Genomic DNA, 22,128 nt, shown 5'->3' with positions numbered 1-22,128 from the left:
CGGGGGAGACGGGGGCTCGGCCGGCCGCGGGGGCGGCCGTGAGCGGGGCGCGCGCCGGAGTCTTCCCGTCGTCGCCCACCGCCTTCGCGACCAGAGGGATCGCCGCCCCCGTAGCCGCCACCGCGGCGCCCGTGAGCACCGCACGCCGCCCCGGCCCTCGCCGCTGCCCGGTCCACCCCGGCTGTCCCTCGGTCATCCGCTTCCCCAAGTCCCCGTAAATCGCCGTAGGGGATGGTCTGTACGCCCCCACAGGCTGTGAACGAGCTTGCAGTTTGCAGGTACTTCCTGTGAACACCGTTGCGGATTCATGGCGGTGGGCTTGCGGTGCTGTGGCGATCGGGGCCGGTCAGCCGGCGGGCGGCGACCAGACGTACGGCGTGGTCGTGGTGACCGCCCGGAAGCCCAGGCGCCGCAGGACGGGCGCGCTGTCGTCGGAGGCGTCGACATGCAGGTGGGTGACGCCCCGGGCAGCGGCGAGCCGGGCCCGCTCGGCCACCAGGGCGCGGTAGATGCCCCGGCCGCGCCACTCCGTGAGCGTGGAGCCGCCCCACAGGCTCGCGAACTCCGTTCCCGCGCGGAAGACCAGCCAGGCGGCGCAGACGACCTCCCCGCCCGCCTCGGCGACGTACACGGCGATCTCGTCCGGCGCGGAGGCCACACGGCCGATCAGGTCCTCGGCGAGCCAACTCCAGTCGTCGTCCCACACGACGGACTCCATGGCGGCGATCCGGCGCATGTCCGCGTCCGCCGTGACCCGGCGCAACGTGACACCGTCCGGCAGCACCGGTTCTCGTACGGCCATCTGCGCGACGCGTCCGACGAGCACCGTCTCCCGCTCCTCGGGCACGAATCCGGCCGCCCGCAGCCGGTCGGTGAGGTCGGCCGGTACGTCGTGCGCCCGGGTCTTCCACTCCACGGCCTCACCGCGCGCCGCGAAGAAGTCCCGCTGACGCGAGATCAGCCGGTCCAGCGCGTCACCCTCCACGCCGAGGTCGCGCGGCCCGCCGACGAACCCGCGGAACTGCCCCACGATCCGCAGCAGCGGGCCGTCCCGCTCGTACGTCACGCCTGCGGGCGGGTTCGGGGGAGCGCCGCGCATCTGGTCGTCGTAGGCGGCGAGGAGGGGATCGGTGGCTGTTTCTGTCACCGGATGACGGTCGGGCACGACAAGGGCGAGGGCAACCGTTTTCCGCGTTCAGGGGCTCTTCTCTGCCGGCACGCGCGCGTGAAGGTGCTCCGTCCAGTGAAGGTGCTCCGCCCCGTGAAGGTGCTCCGTCACTCGTCGCCCTGCACGCGCGCGTGCAGGTGGTCGTCATGCCAGCCGTCCGCGTGCAGCAGCGCGCCGCGCATGGTGCCCTCCAGGGCGAACCCGGCCTTCTCGGCGACATGGCAGGATGCCGGGTTGGCCACCGAGTGGCAGAGCGTCAGCCGGTGCAGTCCCAGGTCGTCCAGGGCCCACCGGCTGAGGCGACGCGCGGCCTCGACGGCGATGCCGCCGCCGCGTCCCGCGGGCAGCACCCAGTAGGCGATCTCGGCGTTGCCGCGGTTGAGATCGATGCCGATCCACGCGGCCAGGCCGACGACCTCGCCCCCGTCGACCCGCGCGATCGCCCAGACCGCAGCGGTCTCCGCCGCCCAGCGCTCGTGCATCCGCTCCACGCGCACGCGTGCCTCGTCGTCGGACAGCGCGGGCAGGAGGTTCCAATGACTGATCGCCGGATCGTGACTGGCGGCGACCAGCGCGTCGGCGTCCGCGAGCCGCCACGGCCGCAGTTCCAGACCGGTGCCGGGAAGGTCCAACAGGGGTTGGGCGTTGTCGGACATGCGGCCCGCCGGGACGACAGGGGGTATGGGAGCGATCATCGGCGCATCATGACATGCCTGGTCAGAGGGGAGTCAGGGCGTGATCGCTCACAGCGAACGCGGCCGGGGGAACATTCGGGGGCTCACGTGCATTGAGTCGGCATAGCTCAACTTGACTGCCGAAGGGGAGATCATGGCTGCTGAGTCCACGGCGTTCACACCGCTCACCTTGCCCGTGCTGCCGCTCGACGACGAGGTCGTGCTGCCCGGAATGGTGGTTCCGCTGGACCTGAACGACGCCGATGTGCGCGCCGCGGTGGAGGCCGCCCAGGCCGCCGCGCGGTCGGAGCCCGGCAAGCCCAGGGTTCTGCTGGTGCCACGCATGGACGGGACATACGCGAGCACCGGCGTGCTCGGCACCGTCGAGCAGGTCGGCCGGCTGGCCGACGGCGACCCGGGTGCGCTGATCCGCGGCCGCGGGCGGGTGAAGATCGGTGCGGGGACCACGGGCCCGGGTGCCGCCCTCTGGGTCGAGGGCACCCGTGTCGAGGAGAGCGTCCCCGAGCCGCTTCCCGGCCAGGTCGCCGAACTGGTCAAGGAATACAAGGCGCTTGCCACGGCCTGGCTGCGCAAGCGCGGCGCCTGGCAGGTCGTCGACCGCGTCCAGGCCATCGACGACGTCTCCGCGCTCGCCGACAACTCCGGTTACTCGCCGTTCCTGACCACCGATCAGAAGGTGGAGCTCCTGGAGACCGCCGACCCGGTCGCCCGGCTCAAGCTCGCCACCCGGCAACTGCGCGACCACCTCGCCGAACAGGACGTCGCCGAGACCATCGCCAAGGACGTCCAGGAAGGCGTCGACAAGCAGCAGCGCGAGTTCCTGCTCCGCCGCCAGCTGGAAGCCGTACGCAAGGAACTGCGCGAGCTCAACGGCGAGTCGGAGGGCGAGGAGTCCGACGACTACCGCGCCCGTGTCGAGGCCGCAGACCTGCCCGAGAAGGTCCGCGAGGCCGCCCTCAAGGAGGTCGACAAGCTGGAGCGGTCCAGCGACCAGTCGCCCGAGGGGTCGTGGATCCGGACCTGGCTCGACACCGTCCTCGAACTGCCGTGGAACGAGCGGACCGAGGACCAGTACGACATCCGGGGCGCCAAGGAGATCCTGGACGCCGAGCACGCCGGCCTGGAGGACGTGAAGGAGCGGATCACCGAGTACCTGGCGGTGCGCAAGCGCCGCACCGACCGGGGGCTGGGCGTGATCGGCGGGCGCCGCGGTGGTGCCGTGCTCGCGCTCGTCGGCCCGCCCGGCGTCGGCAAGACCTCGCTCGGCGAGTCCGTCGCGCACGCGATGGGGCGGAAGTTCGTCCGGGTCGCCCTCGGCGGCGTCCGGGACGAGGCCGAGATCCGCGGTCACCGGCGCACGTACGTCGGTGCGCTGCCCGGCCGTATCGTCCGCGCCATCAAGGAGGCCGGGTCCATGAACCCGGTGGTCCTCCTCGACGAGATCGACAAGGTGGGGTCCGACTTCCGGGGCGACCCGGCGGCCGCTCTCCTGGAGGTCCTGGACCCGGCGCAGAACCACACCTTCCGGGACCACTACCTGGAGGTGGAGCTGGATCTGTCGGACGTCGTCTTCCTGGCCACGGCCAACGTGCTGGAGGCCATCCCGGAGGCGCTGCTCGACCGTATGGAGCTGGTCCGCCTCGACGGCTACACCGAGGACGAGAAGATCGTCATCGCGCGCGACCACCTGCTGCCGCGTCAGCTGGAGCGGGCGGGGCTGGAGGAGGCCGAGGTCACGCTCGACGAGAGCGCGCTGCGCAAGCTCGCCGGCGAGTACACGCGCGAGGCGGGCGTCCGCAACCTGGAGCGGTCCGTCGCACGGCTGCTGCGCAAGGTCGCGGCCCAGCACGAACTGGGCCGCCGGAAGCTGCCGTTCACCGTCCGGGACGAGGATCTGCGCGGCCTGATCGGCCGGCCGCACCACGTCCCCGAGTCCGCGCAGGACCCGGCGGAGCGGCGCACGGCGGTGCCGGGCGTGGCGACGGGCCTCGCGGTCACGGGAGCGGGCGGTGACGTGCTGTTCGTCGAGGCATCGCTGGCCGACCCGGAGACGGGCGCGGCGGGCCTGACCCTGACGGGCCAGCTCGGCGACGTCATGAAGGAGTCGGCGCAGATCGCGCTGAGCTTCCTGCGCTCGCACGGGGCGGAACTGGAACTCCCCGTGGCCGACCTGAAGGACCGGGGCGTGCACATCCACTTCCCGGCGGGCGCGGTGCCGAAGGACGGCCCGAGCGCGGGTGTCACGATGACGACGGCGCTGGCGTCGTTGCTGTCCGGTCGTCTGGTCCGCACGGACGTGGCGATGACCGGCGAGGTCTCGCTGACCGGCCGGGTCCTCCCGATCGGCGGCGTGAAGCAGAAGCTGCTCGCCGCGCACCGGGCGGGCGTCACCACGGTCGTCATCCCCAAGCGCAACGAACCCGACCTGGACGACGTCCCGGCCGAGGTCCTGGACAAGCTCGACGTCCACGCCGTCACGGACGTCCGCCAGGTCCTGGAGCTGGCGCTGTCCCCGGCGACCAACGGGGCCGCGCCGGAGGTTCCGGTGGCGGCGTGACGGACGCGACCGGATGAGGGAAGGCCCGGTTTTCGTGAGGGAGGACCGGGCCTTCGCCTTTGTCCGATTCGTTGTCCGTTTCCTTGCCCGCTTCGCGGGTCAGCCGTTGGCGAGGGCGACGACCCGGTCGAGCGCCCCGTTGAACTTGTTGTGGTCGCCGACCGTCGGGCCGGAGGAGGTGTACTGCCACATGGTGTAGTAGCTCCAGCCCGCCGGGAGCGTCCCCACAGTCGAGGCGTACCGGGCGATCCACAGCGGGTTGGCGGTGGCGAAGCCGGCGTAGTTGCCGGTGCACTGGGTCCACCAGCTGGTGGCCGTGTAGATCACCGCGTCCCGTCCCGTGCGCGCCTTGTACTGGTTCAGGAAGTCACGGATCCAGGTGACCATCGCGCTCTGTGTCCTGCCGTAACAGGCGTCGCCGTACGGGTTCCACTCGATGTCGAGCGCGCCGGGCAGGGTCCTGCCGTCCTTGGACCAGCCGCCGCCGTGGTCGGCGAAGTAGTCGGCCTGCGTGGCGCCGCTCGTGGTGTCCGGGGTGGCGAAGTGGTAGGCGCCGCGGACCATGCCGACGTTGTACGAGCCGTTGTACTGCTGGGCGAAGTACGGGTTCGTGTAGTACGTCCCCTCGGTCGCCTTCGCGTAGGCCCACTTGACGCCGCTGCTCCACAGGGTCGACCAGGCGACGTTGCCCTGGTGGCTGGAGACGTCGACGCCTTCTGTCTGGGTGGCGCGGGTGTCGGCGGGGACGCCGCTTCGACCGTCGTGGGCGAGGACGCCCATGCCCATGTGGGCGGAGCCGCGGGCGGGGGTGCCGGCTGCGGATGCCGGGGCTGAGAAGCCGAGGGTGAGGGCGGCGAGCAGGATGCCGGTGAGGAAGAGGCGCCGGGAGTGGAGCGGACCGGGTCTGTGCACGGGCATGGCGTGCCTCCGAAGGGCTCGGTGCTGCGCGGTGGGGGGAACGCGGGGCATGTCCACCGCGACGGATCACCGTCGACCTGCCGTCATCATGGTGCTGGCGTGGGCATGCCAGTAATTGCCTGATAAAGAAGCTACGCACGTAGAACGCGGGGTGGGAAGAGGGCCCGGAGGCTGCCGTTGGTCTAGCCCTGCGAAATACTGGTGGAGCTGCGGCGATGAGGGCCTTTGGCGGAAACTTTCAGGACCGGGAAAACCGAGGCAGGGGCTGACGTGCACGAAGACGGAAACGGCGACGGACGCGGAGTCGAATCCGGCGTGGCCGCGAGCGGTGTGGACCAGCCCGCGTTCCTGGCGCTGGAGCGCGAACTGACCGTCCTGCTGCGGCGCGCCCGGGCCAACCAGGGCGAGATGGCCCGCGAGGTCCATCCCGACCTGGAGTCGGCGGCGTACGGCCTTCTCGTCCGCCTCGACGAGTGCGGCAGCCAGCGTGCCACGGAACTCGCCGCGTACATCGGCGTCGGCAAGGCCACGATGTCCCGCCAGCTGCGCGCCCTGGAAGACCTCGGCCTGGTGGCCCGGGAGCCGGACCCGGCCGACGGGCGCGCCTGGCTGGTCGCACTGACCCAGGAGGGGCACGACCGGGTGCGAAGGGTGCGCGAGGCGCGTCGGGCGCGGTACGCCGGGCGGCTTGCCGACTGGGATTGGCGCGAGGTGGGGGAGCTGGCTCGGTTGCTGCACCAGCTGAATCGGGGAATGGAGAAGTAGCGCCCGCCTCCGCGACGGCCGGCGTCACAGCTCCACGTACACCACCGTCGCGTCGTCGTGCGTCTTGCTGCGCCCGAGGAACTCCCGGGCCTCCGCATCCCCCCGCTCCAGCCCCCGAACCCGCTCCACCAGCGCCCCCGCCCCCTCCTTCCGTACGAACGTGTAGCAGTCGGTCCAGTCGCCCTCGCGGAACTTCTCCACCCACCGCGTCGCCCCGTCACTCAGGGCGGCCAGTGCTCGCACCTCCGAGCGCGGCAGCACGCCCGTCACAGACCGGCCCGCCACCGACGGGTCCGCCGCCGCCGTGAAGAAGCCGCCCTCCCTGTTGCGGACCGTGGAGTCGATCAGGGCGTCCGTGGCGAGGGCGGAGCGGGGGAGGCGGGACAGGCGGTCGTCCAGGTGGGCGGTCACCGTGCCGGCGGGGGACTCGACCAGCAGGGCCGAATCCGACAGGACCAGGTACTCCACGGACTCCGGCGACCAGCGGGCCACAACCACCGTCGCCTGCGGGGTGCGTGGGTGAGAAAGGTCACAAGTCGTTTCGTGGGCCTCGGCTGTTCGGCCTATCGCCCGCGAGAGGATCTCCGGCAGCGTCAGATCTCGGCAGGAAACGGTCAGTTCGGTCAGTGCGCCGCCGAGGCGGGACGTGAACCAGGGGACCGAATGCAGACAGCCCGTCGCACCCTTCGGGGGTGTGACCCCGTCCAGGACGACCAGCGCGCCGCCCAGTCCGGACGCCGGTAGGGCGACGCCGGCGAAGTCCTCGTTGGGGCGGTCCGGATCACCCGGCTCCGAAACAAGTTCCGTACGCATCCGGCCAGTCTGCACGAGCTCTTCACAAGGCGCGCGAAAGGGTGGCATCACTCGCCGAATTGATGCAGTCACGCAGGTCAGGCGCCTGGTTTGGGGTGGAATGCTTCGCTCCGGGAAGGCGTGGCGGCGAATACTGCCACCGCGGGCCGCCGACGTCCAACCGGCCTGCCGCGCAGGAGCGTCGCACACGCCGGAGGAACTTGCCCGCCAACTCCCGTCCGATGTTCACTCCTTCGGGTGGCGGGTCCAGTGATGCGCGGCCACTGCCCACCGGCACTGGGAGGGTCGGGGACCGTACCGGGTGTACGCAGAGTCGGCACTCGGTGACGGAGCGTAGCCCGACCCATGGGTACTCACGAGTTCAGGAATGCGAGCACCGGTGCAGAAGACGCGGCCTCGTCGTACAGGCAAGAAGGCGGCCTCCGAAAATGGCGTGGAGCGCACGCCCGGCACCCCCACCCCCGGTACGCCCGCCTCCGACACCCCCGTCGGCAAGGGCCGGCGCACGCACGTACGCACCCGGCTCATCCTCGCCGTCACCGTCGTGGCCGCCGCCATCGCCGGGGCCGGCGCGCCGTCCCTGATCACCGCCTCCGGGGACCTCGGCGACTCGCAGGACCTGGTGACGCTCGCCGAGCAGACCCAGGACGCGCTCGCGCTCGCCCACTCGCTCGCCGACGAGCGCGACGAGGTGACGCCGTACATCGCCGCCGGACGGCCCAAGTCCAAGGCGCCCAGCGAGCAGCGCAGCGTCCGCGTGGACCGGCAGGTCGAGGAGCTGCGCGCCGACACGGACCTGCCCTCCGCCCTCCGCGGCGACCTCGACGGCATAGCGGCCGTCCGCAGGGCCGCGCTCTCCGGCAAGAGCAGTGCCCTCGAAGCGCACCAGGCGTACTCCGCCGCCATCACCGACCTCCACCGGCTCGCCGAGGACCTGGCCGAGCAGCTGCCGCCCCGCGCGGGCTCCGGCGGGTACGCCCTCGCCGAACTGGACGCAGCCGTCCAGCAGGCCGCCGCGACCCGCGGGCTCCTTCTCGCGGCCCTCGCCGTGCCGACGACGACGCAGACCGTCGTCGACCCGATCACCGGCCTGCCGTCCACCGAGACCACCTCCTCGGACGCCGACGCCAAGCAGCGCGACGCCCTCTCCGCAGCCGCCCAGCAGGCCCGCCTGCGCTCGGACGCGGCCCTCGCCGACTTCGCGGACACCGCGCCCACGACGGCCAAGACGCGCTACGACTCCACGGTCACCGGTCCCGAGGTCAACTCCGCCGAGAAGTACCTCGCCACCCTCACCGACCAGCCGACCCTGTCCGACCGCGAACTCGGCACCAGCGCCACCAAGGTCGACACGGCCCTCTCCGCCCGCATCGACGCGATGCGCGGCGCGGAGGCCGCCCTCTACGACCGCCGGGTCAAGGACCTCGCCCAGCTGCGCGACGACGACGTCACCGCGCTGGAGATCCGCATCGCGGTGCTCGGCGCGCTGATGCTGCTGGCCGTCGGCATCGCCACCGCCATGGCCCGTACGCTCACCCGGCCGCTGTCCGTCCTGCGCCGCGGCTCGGCCCGGCTCGCCGGGGCCGAGGACCCGAGCGCCGAGGAGCCGGTCGCCTTCACCGGCCGCAACGACGAGTTCGCCCAGGTCGTCCGCTCCGTCAACGCCCTGCACGCGCACGCCGCCACGCTCGCCGAGCGTGTCACCACCCTGGAGGCCGACCGCAAGCACCTGGTCGGCCAGCGGCAGAAGATGGCCGACGCCCGCGAGGGGCTCAAGGCCGAACTCGCCGAGTCCGCCGCCCAGTTGGAGCGGATGCGCACCAGCATCGGCGCCACCTTCGTCAGCCTCGCGCTGCGCACCCTGGGCCTCGTCGAGCGGCAACTCGCCGTCATCGAGAGCCTGGAGGAGCGCGAGCAGGACCCGGACCGGCTCGCCACGCTCTTCAAGCTCGACCACTTCTCCACCGTGATGCGCCGGCACAGCGAGAACCTCCTCGTCCTCGCCGGCACCGAACACGTCCAGCAGACCGCCGGTCCCGTCCCGCTCGTCGACGTCGTGCGCGCCGCGGTCAGCGAGATCGAGCGCTACGAACGGGTTCGTATCGCCGCCCTGCCGCCGCACGCCCACATCGCCGGGTTCGCCGCGGACGACCTGTCCCACCTGCTGGCCGAACTCATGGAGAACGCCACCTCGTTCTCCCCGCCCGACCTGCCCGTCGAGGTCTCCGCCTGGCTCCTGGAGAGCGGCGAGGTCATGCTCTCCGTCCAGGACGAGGGCATCGGCATGACCGGCGACCGCCTCACCAGGCTGAACACCCGCCTCGCGGACTTCGACGCCGAGACGACGTACGACTCCTACGAGCAGGAGGACGAGGAGGGTCTCGGTCTCGGCCTGTACGTCGTCGCCCGCCTCGCCCACCGGCACGGCGTCCGCGTGCAGTTGCGCGAGCAGAAGCAGGGCGGCATCGCGGCCGTCGTCGTGCTGCCGAAGACCCTGCTGGCGCCCGCGCCGACCGCCGCGGTCCCGTCCGCGTCGTCGCCCACGGCCACCGGCGGCACGCACGCCTTCTCCCTGCCCGGCGCGGACGCGGAGGTCAACTCCAACGTCCTGTACGGCCGCTCGGAGAACGGCGACCCACTGGTCGCCCTCGCGGAGAAGGCCGTACGACGGTCGGAGGGGGAGACTCCGGAGACCCCCGCCGAGACCACGATGGAACTCCTGATCCCCGAACCGGCAGCCACCGTGGACGGCGGGGGCACCCCGCAGGGGCCGTCCGCACCCGGCGACGAAAGCAGTGCGGGTGGGACCGAATCCGTCGAAGGCGAAGCCGATACGGAACACGAGCGAGTCCGCGACGAGCCGGAGGAACTCGTCACGGACAAGGGCCTTCCCAAGCGCACCCCGAAGATCACCGCACCCGCACAGGCGCCGCGCCAGCGCAGTGGCTCCGTGGACGCCGAAGCACTCCGCCGCCGTCTGGGCGGCTTCCGCCGGGGGGCGGAGGCCGGCTACCGAGACGTGGAGGCGGAGATCGCCGAACAGACGGGCACGCACAAGGCATCCGTCAGGGAATCCGAAGCATCCGCAGAAGCCACGGGGGGCACCGTCGAGGAGGCAAGCAGTTGACCGCGCCCAGTACCTTCGGACTGAGCCGTGAGGCCCGCAATCTTCACTTTCTGCTGACCAATCTCGTCGAGGAGGTGCCGGGCATCCAGTCGGTCGCCGTCGTCTCCTCCGACGGCCTGCTCCTGCTCTCCTCCGACGCCGAACGCAACGCAGCGGCACGGGAGGCACACGAGGAGAAGCCCACCGGCCCGCGCGGCTCCTCCGCCGACCTCGCCACCATCGTCTCCGGCATCGGCAGCCTCACCATCGGCGCCGCCAAGCTGATGGACTCCGGTCCGGTGAGGCACACCATGGTCGCCATGGACGAGGGCAGCCTGTTCGTGATGTCGATCAGCGACGGCTCGCTGCTCGGTGTGCACGGCGCCGCCGACTGCGACATGAGCGTCGTGGCGTACCACATGGCCCTGTTCGTGGGCCGCGCCGGCCACGTGCTGACGCCCGAACTCCGCAGCGAGCTACGGCAATCCCTGGAGAACGAGTCGACGTCGACGGGGAGTACCCGATGAGCAGCACGCCGAAGAGGCTCCCCGTGCGCGGCGCCGACCGCAAGCCGGCGCGGGTGCGCCCCTACTCGCTCACCGGCGGCCGTACCCGCTTCGGGCACGTTCTCCTGGTGGAGACCTTCGTGGCCACCACCGCGGAGATCGAGGCCGCCGAGGAGCGCAAGGAACTGACGAACGGTTCCCTCAACAGCCGGGTCATGCCGGAGATGCGGGCCATCGTCGAACTGTGCCGCCGTATGCGCACGGTGGCGGAGATCGCCGCGCTGCTGAAGATGCCGCTCGGCGTGGTCCGGGTGCTCCTCAGCGACCTCGCGGACCAGGGAACGATCCGGGTGTACGGAACAGGAACCGGTCACGGCACGGGTCGGCCGGACCGCGCTCTGCTGGAAAGGGTGCTGAGTGGACTCCGTCGTCTCTGACGCCGCTCGTGGCGTCTCCCCGCGTCTCGAACCGGGGCGCGTCGAACCGGAGCTCGTCGAATCGGACGAGCCGCTGCGGCCCTGGCAGACGGACCGCACCCGCGCCCCGATCGCCACGAAGATAGTCGTGGCGGGCGGCTTCGGCGTCGGCAAGACCACGCTGGTCACCGCCGTCTCGGAGATCACGCCCCTGCAGACCGAGGCGCTGATGACCGAGGCGAGCGAGGAGCACGACGACCTCACCGCCACGCCCGGCAAGCTGACCACCACCGTGGCCATGGACTTCGGCCGCCTCACGCTCGACGACGACCTGGTGCTCTACCTGTTCGGCACGCCGGGCCAGCAGCGGTTCTGGTTCATGTGGGACGACCTGGTGCGCGGAGCGATCGGCGCGGTCGTGATGGCCGACACCCGGCGGCTGAAGGACTGCTTCCCCGCGCTCGACTACTTCGAGAGCTGCGGGCTGCCGTACGTCGTGGCGGTCAACCACTTCGACGGCAGTGAGCGGTTCGAGCCGGAGGACGTGCGGGAGGCGTTGACGATCCCCGTGCACATACCTGTCATGATCATGGACGCGCGCCGCAGGATCTCGGTCATCGAGACCCTGCTGTCCCTCGTCGGTCACGCGCTGGACGTCACACCCGAGTAGGAGAACAGCACCCGTATGCGGAAGATACTCGTCGTCGGAGCCGGCCAGTCCGGACTCCAGCTCGCCCTCGGACTCCAGTCGCACGGGTACGAGGTCACCCTGATGTCCAACCGGACCGCGGACGAGATCCGTTCCGGCCGGGTGATGTCGACGCAGTGCATGTTCCACACGGCACTCCAGCACGAGCGCGATCTCCAGCTGAACTTCTGGGAGTCCCAGGCCCCGAAGATCGAAGGACTCGGCGTCTCGGTCGCCGCCCCGGGCTCGTGGGGCGAGGGCCCCGCGGCACGCGCGATCGACTGGGTGGGCAGGCTCGACGGGTACGCGCAGTCGGTCGACCAGCGGGTGAAGATGGCCGGCTGGATGGAGACGTTCGCACAGCGCGGCGGCCAGCTGGTCATCCACGGCGCGGCGGTCGGCGACCTCGACTACTTCGCCCGTGCGTACGACCTGGTGCTGGTGTCGGCGGGCAAGGGCGAGCTGGTGTCCATGTTCGCCCGGGACCCCGAGCGCTCCCCCTACAGCGAGCCGCAGCGCGCCCTCGCGGTGGCGTACGTCCACGGCCTGGGCCCGCGTCCGGAGCACCCGGACTACGACGCGGTCCGCTGCAACCTGGTCCCCGGCGTCGGCGAGCTGTTCATCATGCCGACGTTCACGACCTCCGGCCGTGCCGACATCCTCTTCTGGGAGGGCATACCCGGCGGCCCGCTCGACGTCTTCAACGGCGTCAAGGACCCGGCGGAGCACCTCTCCCTGACCCTGGAACTCATGGAGAAGTTCACGCCCTGGGAGCACGCGCGGGCCTCGAAGGTCGAACTGACGGATGCCGGTGGCACGTTGGCGGGCCGTTACGCGCCCACGGTCCGCAACCCCGTCGGCCGGCTCCCCGGCGGCGGTCTGGTGCTCGGCGTGGCCGACGTCGTCGTCGCCAACGACCCGATCACCGGACAGGGCTCCAACTCGGCGTCCAAGTGCGCGGCGGCCTACCTCGCGTCGATTCTCGAGCACGGGGACAAGGAGTTCGACGAGGACTGGATGCGCGGCACGTTCGACCGGTACTGGGACACCGCGCAGCACGTCACCAAGTGGACGAACGCGATGCTCGCGCCGCCGCCGGAGCACATCCTGAACCTCATCGGTGCGGCGGGTCAGCTTCCGCCGGTGGCTGATCGTTTCGCCAACGGGTTCAATGATCCGGCCGACTTCGAGAACTTCTTCTACGAGCCGGAGAAGACGGGGGCTTACCTGGCTTCCGTTACCGGGGCCTAGGCCTGACCGGCGGCTCAAGGGCGATGGCAGGTGGGCCCACCTGGCCCACCTGGCCCACCTGGCCCGGCGCATGGCACAGGCTTGGTCCACCATGCCGGCCATGCTCTGAGGCATGACCCCGGGCCGGACCGGCGATCACTGCAGATTGAAGAAGATCATGGGGTTGTGGGAGCTCTCCCGGAGAGGCAGGCCCAGGGCCAGGCTGCGCTTCACGTCCTTCAGCCGGTCGTGGATCTCCGGCGCGTGGGCCCGGGAGGGCGTGAAGTAGGCGTTGTCCCGTTCGGCCAGCCAGCGCAGCACCACCGCACCCTCGCTGAACGGCATCGCCCTGCGGCCGTGGAAGACGTCGTGGACGCAGACCGGGATGCCCGCAGTCATGCGCGGGAAGAGGCGCTGGATGTACCAGCGGGCGAACCGTGCGGAGTGGGCCGCGTCGATGAAGAGGAAGTCCGCAGTGTCGGGGATCTTCTCCAGGTTCTCCCGGGCGTCTCCCTGGGTGAAGGTCCAGCGGCCGGCCGAGAGATGGTCCGGGACGTTCCGTACGACGTGGTCCACCATGTCGTACGAGTAGAGGTGCCCGGTGCCGTTGTCCCGCAGTGCGTGGAGTATCCAGATGGTGGACCAGCCGTGGAAGGTGCCGATCTCCACGACGGTCTCGGGGCGGGTGTCGCGCAGGAGAAGGTAGGTGATCTCCGCCTCGATGTCGTCGAGTTGGGCCTTCATCGAGGTCGGTGGCGCGAGCAGTTTCCGCTGCTTCTCGCGGACCCGGTCGAGGTCGTCGGCGTAGGTGCGGTAGAGGCTGCTGATGTGGTCGAAGTCGATCTGCGGGTGCATGCATGCTCCGTACGAAACCGGTCGATGGTCGGGACGCGGTGACGCTAGAAGCACGGTTCGGGAGGGCGCGTCACACCTGGGTGCCAACTCGGGCCTCGTACCTCGGTATGACGGCGCCAAGGTCCGGGCGCACGGCCGCCCGCACTCCTGAGCCCGCCACCGTCGCTGCGAGCGGGCGAGCGGGCGAGCGGGCGATGCCGTGGGCCGGCCGGGGCCGGGCATCCGCACGGTTCCGGCCACGGCGGCGATCGCACTACCCCGGGCCCACGAGTGCGGCGTCCGGCGAGCCGGCACCTTCGCGCCGGCGTGGCCGACCGCCGCGCAGACCCCCCGCACCCGGTGCGTGGGAAGCGTCGTGACCACCGCGAGCAGGAGGGCGAAGCCCGCGCAAGCAGCGCGGACCCGTCAAACCGACGGCCGCCAAGAGACCGACAGCAACGACCAGAACGCCCGGCAACCACCCACCCGCACCAGCCGCGCAACGGCGGCCGAAACCGCGCTCGTAACCGCCAGCCAGCCCTGCGGGCACGGGGAGCAGGACGTGAGCCAGACGATGCGCTTCATGTCGCCGGCCCCAGCTGCCACGGCGGCCCCGCATACGCTGCCGCCATGGGACTGGACCTCAACCTGCGTATGGCCGACTGGGGGCGGCTGCGCGAGATCCCCGTCGAGGATCGCACCCGAGTACTGGACGAAGCGATCCGGCCGACGGGTCTCGACGACACGTACTACGGCACGTACGGCTTGGCCGACGGCTGGGTGTGGCCCCCGGACCAGGATCCGGCGTGGTGCGCCGAGTACCGCTTCTTCAGCACCAGCGGCTCCTACAAGCCGCACTCCCACGCGGGCGACGCCTGGGCCGATATGCGGGTGCTCGTCGACGCATCACTGCGCAACGCAATGGACCGCTTCTTGAACGGCCTCATCTGGGACGAGGATCCGGCCGAGGAACGGGACGAGGATCCGGCCGAGGAACGGGCCGAGGATCCGGCCGAGGACCCCACGCCGACCGCCGGCGGGGGCTTCTTCCCGCCGGTCACCGACCGATGGCGACCCCGCCTGCTCCTCGTCTGCCCGCCGGAGGCGGCACCCGGCAAAGCCCGGGCCTGGCAGCGGGCCGCGCCGCGCCTGGAGGAGCTGCGCGGACCCTTCGCCGCGGAGTGCGAGGGCTGGGCCGGACGCCCGGACACCTTTAGGGAGTTCACCACGCTCATCCGCGAATGGGGCGACGTGGTGACGGAAACCGCCGTCCGCGGCTGGGGCCTGATCGGCCTGCCCTAGGGGCACACTCGACGCGCCCACCGCACGCCCCCCTGTCCGCCGGACAGGTCCTAGTCGGCGTAGGGGCCGCGGGGAGCCGGCGGCTGCGGGGTGTCCGTGGCTTGTCGCGCAGTTCCCCGCGCCCCTTCGGGTGGGCCATCCGGACGCACGGCTCCCAGGATGGGGTACGACGCGATCGGCGAGACCTTGATCTTCTCGCCGGTTCGCGGGGCCTCGACCACCTTGCCCTCACCCCTGTACATCGCCACGTGTGTCGCCTCGGGGAAGTAGATCACCAGGTCACCCGGTCGCAGCTCGTCGAGGGGGATCCTCGGGAGCTCGGCCCACTGTTCCTGGCTGGTGCGGGGGATCGGCGTCCCCGCCTGGCCCCAGGCCTGAGACGTCAGGCCCGAGCAGTCGTACGTCTTCGGACCCTCGGCGCCCCATTCGTACGGCTTCCCCAGTTGCCGTACGGCGTATCGCAGCGCCCGGTCGCCCTCGCGTGACGGCTTGCGTTCGCTGCTGAGGGCGCCGGAGGTCATGAGCTCGTCCTGGGCCTCGGCGATGTCCTGCTCCTCGAACTCGGCCAGGGCGGTGAGCTGTTCGGCGGTGAGGGAGGCGAGGAGTTCCTCCACGTCCTTCAGGCGCTTCTGTACGGCGTCCCGCTCCTTCTTCTGGCGGGCGGCGAGGGTGAGTTGGCCGTCCAGGGCCTTGCGGGCCTCGCGGGCCAGGTCGTCGGCCTTCTTCTCGCTGCCGGTCAGGCGGCCCACCGTCTCGGCGCGCTCGCGCGCCAACTGGCCGATCACATGGCCCTGGTCGAGGGCGTGCTGGGGGTCGCGGGCGAGGAGCAGGCGTACGTACGGGGAGATGTCGGTGCTGTTCTGGTACTGCTGCCGGGCCAGCAGGCCGGCCGCACCCCGGCTGTCGTGCAGCGAGAGCCGGGCCCGGGACAGCTCGGTGTCCAGGCGCCTCACCTCGGTGCGCCGTTCCTTCAGCTCTTCCTCGGTGGCGTTGTACGTCTCGGTCGCCTTCTCGGCCTCCTGGTACAGCCGCTGAAGGTCCGTCAGGAGCTCGGCGACAGACTCCCGGCCGGGCTCCCGTGGCTCGGGTACCGCTGCTGCCGGCAGGGGTGCCAGAGCGGTTCCGGCTGCCAATGCCGCCGTCGCCGCCGTACAGACGAGACGCAGAAGCCTTCCTGACACGTCATCACCTCCGGTGCGGGGCAGCCCTTCCGCTCCGCACCGCGAGCATGGGACGTGTGTGCCGGGTCCGCGCGCCGAGTGTGCGCGGTTCGGCGCAACGGGGTCACCCGTCGGTGGCGTCCGGCTTGCCGCCCGGCGTGGCGTCCGGCTTGGACCAGGGCCACTTGCGTCGGCCGGCCTGTCCGGTGGGGTCGTACTCGTACTTCCACCCCTGGTGGAGCCCGAGCCGCTTGCTGTGGGCGCGCGGGACCCGGCGGTAGACCAGCACGGTGGGCGGACCGCCGGCGGCGTCCGGGACGGGGATGCGGTAGGTCTTGGGCGGGTGCCCGGTGGCGCCGAGCAGGACGGGCAGGACGCGCCCGTCCATGGGGCCGCCCTCGAAGGGGGTGTCTTCGCTCTTCACGGCACCAGTGTCGGCCATCCGCCGCGGGCCTCAGCCATCGGCGGCGAGGGCCTCCACCAGGGCCTCGGTCTGCGGGTCGCGCCGCGCCGTCACCGACAGGACCGCCACGAACTGCTCCACCAGCCAGTCCCGCAGTTCGCCGGCGGGCGGCTGCTTGTCCTCGTCCAGCCAGATGAGGGAGGCCGCTTCGACGGCCGTGATCCACATGCGGACGGTCATCCGCAGCCGGGGGCCGGGCTCCGTGACCTCCAGGTGCCGCATGATGTGCTCGGCGGCGGCCCGCCGTACGCCGTCCACTATGGCCGTCGTACGGGACGTCTCGACGACGCTGCCGCCCTGGAGCAGCGCGCTGAAGCCGGCGTCGTGCTCGTCGACGAAGGCCAGATAGCGGTCCAGGGCGCGGGAGAGGCGGGGGAGGAGGGAGCCCTCGCGGGGCTCGTCGAAGCACGTCTGGAGTTCCTCGGCGGCGGACCGGAGGGCGGCCTCGTACAGCTGCTGCTTGCCGCCCGGGAAGTACCGGTACACGAGCGGCCGTGACACCCCGGCCGCCTCCGCCACGTCGTCGAGCGACACGTCCTCGGGCACCTGGTGCGCGAAGAGGGACAGCGCGGCGTCGAGCAGCTGAGTGCGTCGCTCCTCGACGCTGAGGCGGCGGTAGGCGGGGGTGGGGGCGGAGGGGGTCATGACGGGCAGCGTAACCGGCATGCCCCCGTAGGTAACCGGGCGAACCGGCCGGTACCAGGGCCGTCCGGCGGATCATGCCGCGGGCGCGGGGCCTGGCACGCCGATCTGCGGCGTTGTCGCCGGACAGGTCCTGCTAGGCCAGGAGCCCGGACGACCGCCACAGCCGCCGTCCCGCTCCCCGCAGCACCCCGATGTCGTCCAGGAAGTCCGTCAGCCGCTTGGCCCCCGTCTGCATGACCTCCCGGCGGTGTCCGCTCGCCTTCACCTGGGCCATGGCCTCCCGGCGGTCCAGTCCCACGTTCGTGTAGACCTCGGGATTCACGAACGCCACGGAGAACACCCGCGCGAACTCGCCCGAGGTGACCCGGGTGAACTCCTGCGACCACTTCGGTGCCGTCACCATCTGGCGCCGCAGCTCCTCGCGGGCGTACCGCACATGGCGGGCCTCCTCGACCACGTGGATCCGGGTGACCCCGCGTATCAGGGTCTGCACCCGCTCGTCCGGGAAGGTCAGCCGCTGCATCCAGTCGAGGACCTCCTCGCCGAGCAGCGTGGCGGTGAAGGAACCCGGTGTGGTGGAGATGGTCTTGAACAGTCGTCCGAGGTGCTGGTGGGCCCGGCTCACCGGGTACCAGGGCGTCCCGCCGTGCGAGATCAGCCGGGCGAACATCTTGGAGTGGCGGCACTCGTCCTCGATCTCGGTGAGGGCGTACCGCACGTGGGCGCTCGTCGCCGCCTTGTCGTAGACGTGCCGGACGAGCAACTGCATCAGGATGAGCTCGAACCAGATGCCGAGCGAGGCGAGCGCGGCGGCCTCGTGCCGCGACAGCAGGATCCGCTGCTCCTCGCTCATCCGCTGCCACATCGGGGTGTCGTACAGCGACACCAGCTCCGGCGGCCAGAACCACTTGCCCTCCTCGAAGGGCGCGTCCCAGTCCAGCTCCTTGTCCGGGTCGAAGGAGTGCCTGGCGGAAGAGGCGAGCAGCCGCTCGGCCACCTGCTCGCGGTCCTTGAGCAGGCCGAGCGCGTCACGCAGCCCGTCGAGCGCGTCGGCATCGGTCAGGGTCGTCATGGCTGATCCACCTAAGTTACCCGGGGTCACGTCGTGTCGTCCGTCTTATGAGACTGCTTGTCAGCAAGCCCGTCAATCCCCTCTGCGTGACTTGTTGACCCGGCGTCTGTGTGTCCCCCGCATCCAGTAACGTTCTGACGTGTCCACACCCCCTCCGCCGCAGAGCCCGTATCAGCCGCAGCCGCCGCAGAACCCGTACGGCCCGCAGCCGCCGCAGGGTCCGTACGGCGCGCCGCACCCGCAGCAGCCGTACCCCCAGCAGCCCTACGGGCAGCAGTCCGCCCCGCCGCCCTACGGCGCCCCGTACCCGCAGCAGCCCAACGGCTGGGTCCCGCCGACCCCGAAGAAGACCAGGGCCGGGCTCGTTCTCGGCATAGTGGGCGGGGTCGTCGCCGTGATCGCGGTGGGGATCGGCGTGAAGATCAACAGCGGTTACCCGGCGTCCGAGTACGCCCTGACCCTGCCGAAGACGCTGCTGGACGACCGTTACCGGCTGACCGAGGACCTCTCCGACGCCGAGGGCCAGGAGGTCGAGGACGAGATGGATGGTGCCTGGGACGCCAAGGTCGTCGACGCCAAGGTCGGCACCTACGGCCTGGACGGCGACGAGACCAAGGGCGCGTTCATGGTCTCGGGCATGTACGGCCGGTTCAAGAACCCCGACGACGACCGCGACAGCATGCTGGAGGGCGCCGCCCAGGCGGAGAGCGCGACCCTCGCCGTGTCGCCGAAGGACTTCCGGCCGAGCGGCTCGGACATCACGGTCACCTGCGAGGTCGTCACCCAGCAGCGGCTCGGTACGACGATGACCTACCCGGTCTGCGCCTGGGCGGACGGCAACACGGCGGCCGTGGTCGCGGAGGTGACCCCGGATGCCTACACGCAGGACCCTTCCGAGGTCGACCTGGAGGCGGCCGCTGAAACCGCCCTCCGGATCCGCTCCGAGATCCGGAAGCCGATCGACTGACCCGGACGGGCCGGGGGCCTGTCCGGGCAGCACACCTAGACCGAGCACCCCAGATCCTCGGGAACCTCCCCGACCACGGGCTCCACAGGCTCCGCAGCCCCCGCCGGGAACGACGTCCGCAGGGTGAAGGCGTACGGCGTCGGGCCGTTCGCCCGCAGGTGCAGGAGGCGGGCCTCCGCCTCGGCGATGGTCGGGCGGTGGCCGGCCGGGATCCACCACAGGGCCGTCATCGCCTCCGTCACGCGCTCGAACCACTCCTTGCGGCGGGACAGCATCTCGCGGTGGCGGCCCTGGTACATGAAGGCCGTCAGCGCGCTCTGGTCCCGCCACACCGTCATGTTGATGATCAGCCAGTCGTCGTCGAAGACGCGGAGGTCCGTCGCGTCGCCGGAGTCGCTCTGCAGCCGCCAGACGTAACCGTCGGCCGCCTCGGCGTCGGCGTTCACGGGGTCGAGGGCGTCGACGAAGTCCTTCAACTGAGGGGAGTCCAGCGGGGCTTTGAGTCGGGAGATGTTCACCTGGGCGAGTTCGTGTGCGGCGGCTGTCGTCATGGACCGAACGATAGGTCGGGAGTGTGGGGGCGGCCCAGACCCTGTCTCGTCAGATGGGCATTGTCCGTCTTTCACAACCCGGTCGCCGTCCGAGTGAGTACCTGTGTACCGTCGGCTTACGAACCAGAAACCGCCTTCTGACCTGCGCACCCGTAGCCTCACGGGGCATGACGGGGAACGTATCGACCACCCAGGGTTCGACCAATCAGGGTTCGACCGATCAGAGTTCGGCCGATCAGAGTTCGGCCAGTCAGAGTTCGGCCAGTCAGAGTTCGACCACCCGGCGTCCGGCCATCCATCGTTCCACCGGCCTGAGGCTGTCCGGCCTTCCGGGCTGGAACTCCATCCGCGGTCGCATGGCCATCGTCCTGGCCGTCCCGACCTGCCTGCTGCTCACCCTCATCGGAATCGGCGCCGCCGACCGTGCCGCCGACTGGTCCGCCGCCCGCGCCACCGAGGCGCACGTCGGTGTCCTGCTGCGCGTGCAGGACCTGGTACGCGAGGTGCAGCGTGAACGCGGGCTCACCAGCGGGCTGTTGGGCGGCGCCGAGGAGTACCGGGACGACGTGCGGGGGCAGCGGGGCCGTACCGACGCGGCTCAGGACGAGCTGCGGGCCACGCTCGACGACCAGCGCGGTGACCTTCCCGGCGCCACCGTCGCCGCCCTCGACGCCACCGAGGGCCCCCTCGCGGCGCTCACCTCGACCCGCGCCGACGTCGACGACGGCAAGGCCGGCCGTACCGCCACCCTGACCGCCTACACCAAGGCCGTCACCGCCCTGATCGACGCCGAGTCGGCCGGCGCGCCCGACGGGGACGGCGGTATCGGCCAAGGCGTGCAGGCGCTCCAGTCGCTGGCGCGTGCCACCGAGGCCGTCGCCCTCGAACGCGGCTCCATGAACGGCGTGTTCGCCGCCGGGCGCTTCCGCTCCGGCGAGTACCTCGACTTCACCGAGATCCGCGCCACCCGGCTCGCCGCGCTCGGCCAGTTCCGTCAACTCGCCGACGGAGAAGAGGAATCCGGGCTCGACAAGGCCTTCGCGACCGCCGCCGCCCGCCGCGTCACCGGATACGAGCAGCAGGCCGAGGGCGGTGCCGACGGCTCCGCCCTCTCCGTCGCCCCCGCCCGCTGGTGGGCCGACATGACCACCCTCGTCGACGATCTGCACGGTGTGCAGAAGCAGGTCGGCGACGACGTGCGCGGCCGCGCCGAGGAGACCGGGGAGGCGGCCACCCGGCAGCTCGTCGGCTTCCTCGCGCTCGGTGCGCTGATCCTCGCCGTGGCCACCGCGCTCGCCCTCTTCTCCGCCCGCTCCATCACCCGCCCGCTGGGCGCCCTCGCCGACGAGGCGGACGCGGTGGCCGGGGCCGGGCTGCCCGCCGCGGTGCGGCGCATTCAGGAGGCCGACCCCGACGCCCCGCTCCCGCCCGAGCCGGACAAGCCCGAACTCCCGGGCGGCGCACGGGAGATCACCCGCCTCGCGGCCGCCCTGCGCAACGTCGAGCGGACCGCCGTCGACCTCGCCGCCGAACAGGCCGTCCTGCGTCGCAACAGCACCGAGTCCCTGACCAGCCTGGGCCGCCGCAACCAGGCGCTCCTCAACCGCCAACTCGGTCTGATCACCACCCTGGAGAGCCAGGAGCTCGACCCGGAGGCCCTCGCCGAGCTCTTCGAACTCGACCACCTGGCCACCCGGATGCGGCGCAACGCCGAGTCCCTGCTCGTGCTGGCCGGCGCGGAGTCCCCGGCCCGGGTCTGGCGGGGCACGGTCGCCGTCCACGAGGTCGTGCAGTCGGCCGTGTCCGAGGTGGAGCAGTACCAGCGGGTCGCGGTCACCGACGTACAGCCCTGCCAGGTGCGCGGCCACTACGTCGCCGAACTCTCCCATCTGCTCGCCGAGTTGGTGGAGAACGCCCTGATGTTCAGCCCGCCCAACCAGCCCGTCGAGGTCTACGGCTGGCAGGACGGCACCGAGTACTGCCTCGCCGTCGTCGACCGGGGCATCGGCATGACCGCCGCCCGGATGGCGGAGTCCAACGCCCTGCTGTCCGGCCGCGATTCCTTCCTCAAGTCCCCCACCCGCTTCCTCGGCCACCATGTCGTCGGCGCCCTCGCCGCCCGCCTCGGCGCCCACGTCGAACTCCGGCCGACCCAGGGATCGGGCGTGACGGCGTACGTGGCCCTGCCGAGCGCGCTGGTCCAGAAGGTGTCGACCGCCGCCGCCACCCGGTGAGTGTCCGGAAGGCACCCCGGCCGCTGCCCCTCACCGCC

Annotated in this window: 20 protein-coding genes and 1 pseudogene; 10 read left to right on the top strand and 11 right to left on the bottom strand. The window is 71.4% G+C overall.

Going from position 1 to position 22,128, the window contains the following annotated elements; all coding sequences use genetic code 11:
• From ADK57_RS51800 to ADK57_RS41620, 3 genes and pseudogenes are all read right to left on the bottom strand, one after another.
• Nucleotides 1-196, bottom strand: a pseudogene (locus tag ADK57_RS51800) (hypothetical protein); the annotation flags it as partial.
• A 150-nt stretch (nucleotides 197-346) separates the two neighbouring features.
• Entirely contained in the window at nucleotides 347-1,099 is a 753-nt protein-coding gene (locus ADK57_RS41625) for a GNAT family N-acetyltransferase (protein WP_053754946.1), read from the bottom strand.
• A 176-nt stretch (nucleotides 1,100-1,275) separates the two neighbouring features.
• A complete protein-coding gene (locus ADK57_RS41620) occupies nucleotides 1,276-1,863 on the bottom strand; it encodes a GNAT family N-acetyltransferase (RefSeq protein WP_053754939.1) in 588 nt (195 codons plus the stop codon).
• 133 nt (nucleotides 1,864-1,996) lie between these two features.
• Between ADK57_RS41620 and lon the strand changes: the two genes are divergently transcribed.
• Nucleotides 1,997-4,420, top strand: a complete 2,424-nt coding sequence (lon, locus tag ADK57_RS41615; protein ID WP_053754938.1) for an endopeptidase La — start codon at nucleotides 1,997-1,999, stop codon at nucleotides 4,418-4,420.
• Nucleotides 4,421-4,519: 99 nt separating this feature from the next.
• Here lon and ADK57_RS41610 read toward each other — a convergent pair whose 3' ends face one another.
• Complete coding sequence (locus tag ADK57_RS41610) at nucleotides 4,520-5,338, bottom strand: lysozyme (protein ID WP_053754937.1); 819 nt, start codon at nucleotides 5,336-5,338, stop codon at nucleotides 4,520-4,522.
• Between the two features lie 270 nt (nucleotides 5,339-5,608).
• On the opposite strand from ADK57_RS41610, the gene ADK57_RS41605 reads away from it, so the two are divergent.
• Complete coding sequence (locus ADK57_RS41605) at nucleotides 5,609-6,103, top strand: MarR family winged helix-turn-helix transcriptional regulator (protein ID WP_053754936.1); 495 nt, start codon at nucleotides 5,609-5,611, stop codon at nucleotides 6,101-6,103.
• A 24-nt stretch (nucleotides 6,104-6,127) separates the two neighbouring features.
• Here ADK57_RS41605 and ADK57_RS41600 read toward each other — a convergent pair whose 3' ends face one another.
• Complete coding sequence (locus ADK57_RS41600; protein WP_053754935.1) at nucleotides 6,128-6,916, bottom strand: protein phosphatase 2C domain-containing protein; 789 nt, start codon at nucleotides 6,914-6,916, stop codon at nucleotides 6,128-6,130.
• 367 nt (nucleotides 6,917-7,283) lie between these two features.
• Between ADK57_RS41600 and ADK57_RS41595 the strand changes: the two genes are divergently transcribed.
• Genes ADK57_RS41595 through ADK57_RS41575 form a run of 5 tightly spaced genes read left to right on the top strand, consistent with a single transcriptional unit; the run spans nucleotide 7,284 to nucleotide 12,883 of the window.
• Entirely contained in the window at nucleotides 7,284-10,043 is a 2,760-nt protein-coding gene (locus tag ADK57_RS41595; protein ID WP_078973629.1) for a nitrate- and nitrite sensing domain-containing protein, read from the top strand.
• Nucleotides 10,040-10,549: a roadblock/LC7 domain-containing protein gene (locus tag ADK57_RS41590; RefSeq protein WP_053754933.1), complete on the top strand. Its 510-nt coding sequence runs from the start codon at nucleotides 10,040-10,042 to the stop codon at nucleotides 10,547-10,549. Before ADK57_RS41595 ends, ADK57_RS41590 begins: the two co-directional genes overlap by 4 nt.
• Nucleotides 10,546-10,965 carry a DUF742 domain-containing protein gene (locus ADK57_RS41585; RefSeq protein WP_053754932.1) on the top strand — a complete coding sequence of 140 codons (420 nt, stop codon included), beginning with the start codon at nucleotides 10,546-10,548 and terminating at the stop codon, nucleotides 10,963-10,965. Before ADK57_RS41590 ends, ADK57_RS41585 begins: the two co-directional genes overlap by 4 nt.
• Nucleotides 10,946-11,614 carry a GTP-binding protein gene (locus ADK57_RS41580; protein ID WP_053754931.1) on the top strand — a complete coding sequence of 223 codons (669 nt, stop codon included), beginning with the start codon at nucleotides 10,946-10,948 and terminating at the stop codon, nucleotides 11,612-11,614. Before ADK57_RS41585 ends, ADK57_RS41580 begins: the two co-directional genes overlap by 20 nt.
• A gap of 15 nt (nucleotides 11,615-11,629) precedes the next feature.
• Entirely contained in the window at nucleotides 11,630-12,883 is a 1,254-nt protein-coding gene (locus tag ADK57_RS41575; RefSeq protein WP_053754930.1) for a styrene monooxygenase/indole monooxygenase family protein, read from the top strand.
• A 135-nt stretch (nucleotides 12,884-13,018) separates the two neighbouring features.
• Here the strand turns inward: ADK57_RS41575 and ADK57_RS41570 are convergent, their stop codons facing one another.
• Nucleotides 13,019-13,717, bottom strand: a complete 699-nt coding sequence (locus ADK57_RS41570; protein ID WP_053754929.1) for a class I SAM-dependent methyltransferase — start codon at nucleotides 13,715-13,717, stop codon at nucleotides 13,019-13,021.
• 609 nt (nucleotides 13,718-14,326) lie between these two features.
• Between ADK57_RS41570 and ADK57_RS41565 the strand changes: the two genes are divergently transcribed.
• Nucleotides 14,327-14,998 (top strand): hypothetical protein, encoded by a 672-nt coding sequence (locus ADK57_RS41565; protein ID WP_053754928.1) that lies wholly within the window; start codon nucleotides 14,327-14,329, stop codon nucleotides 14,996-14,998.
• A gap of 50 nt (nucleotides 14,999-15,048) precedes the next feature.
• Here the strand turns inward: ADK57_RS41565 and ADK57_RS41560 are convergent, their stop codons facing one another.
• The 4 genes from ADK57_RS41560 to ADK57_RS41545 all read right to left on the bottom strand — a co-directional run bounded on the left by ADK57_RS41560 (nucleotide 15,049) and on the right by ADK57_RS41545 (nucleotide 18,338).
• A complete protein-coding gene (locus ADK57_RS41560; RefSeq protein ID WP_078973628.1) occupies nucleotides 15,049-16,179 on the bottom strand; it encodes a C40 family peptidase in 1,131 nt (376 codons plus the stop codon).
• A gap of 103 nt (nucleotides 16,180-16,282) precedes the next feature.
• Nucleotides 16,283-16,600: a hypothetical protein gene (locus ADK57_RS41555; RefSeq protein WP_199830798.1), complete on the bottom strand. Its 318-nt coding sequence runs from the start codon at nucleotides 16,598-16,600 to the stop codon at nucleotides 16,283-16,285.
• A gap of 12 nt (nucleotides 16,601-16,612) precedes the next feature.
• Nucleotides 16,613-17,266, bottom strand: a complete 654-nt coding sequence (locus ADK57_RS41550; protein WP_053754944.1) for a TetR/AcrR family transcriptional regulator — start codon at nucleotides 17,264-17,266, stop codon at nucleotides 16,613-16,615.
• Between the two features lie 133 nt (nucleotides 17,267-17,399).
• Complete coding sequence (locus tag ADK57_RS41545) at nucleotides 17,400-18,338, bottom strand: AurF N-oxygenase family protein (protein WP_053754927.1); 939 nt, start codon at nucleotides 18,336-18,338, stop codon at nucleotides 17,400-17,402.
• A 139-nt stretch (nucleotides 18,339-18,477) separates the two neighbouring features.
• On the opposite strand from ADK57_RS41545, the gene ADK57_RS41540 reads away from it, so the two are divergent.
• Nucleotides 18,478-19,305 (top strand): hypothetical protein, encoded by an 828-nt coding sequence (locus ADK57_RS41540; RefSeq protein WP_053754926.1) that lies wholly within the window; start codon nucleotides 18,478-18,480, stop codon nucleotides 19,303-19,305.
• 35 nt (nucleotides 19,306-19,340) lie between these two features.
• On the opposite strand, the gene ADK57_RS41535 is transcribed toward ADK57_RS41540, so the two are convergent.
• Nucleotides 19,341-19,856 (bottom strand): DUF3291 domain-containing protein, encoded by a 516-nt coding sequence (locus ADK57_RS41535; RefSeq protein ID WP_053754925.1) that lies wholly within the window; start codon nucleotides 19,854-19,856, stop codon nucleotides 19,341-19,343.
• A gap of 356 nt (nucleotides 19,857-20,212) precedes the next feature.
• Here ADK57_RS41535 and ADK57_RS41530 point away from each other — a divergent pair, with 356 nt between their 5' ends.
• A complete protein-coding gene (locus ADK57_RS41530; protein WP_053754924.1) occupies nucleotides 20,213-22,090 on the top strand; it encodes a nitrate- and nitrite sensing domain-containing protein in 1,878 nt (625 codons plus the stop codon).
• Nucleotides 22,091-22,128: the final 38 nt, after the last annotated feature.

This window comes from Streptomyces sp. MMG1533, assembly GCF_001279775.1.
Classification (GTDB): domain Bacteria; phylum Actinomycetota; class Actinomycetes; order Streptomycetales; family Streptomycetaceae; genus Streptomyces.
The sequence above is the reverse complement of the archived record's forward strand: the minus strand, read 5'-3'. Positions and strand labels throughout refer to the sequence as shown.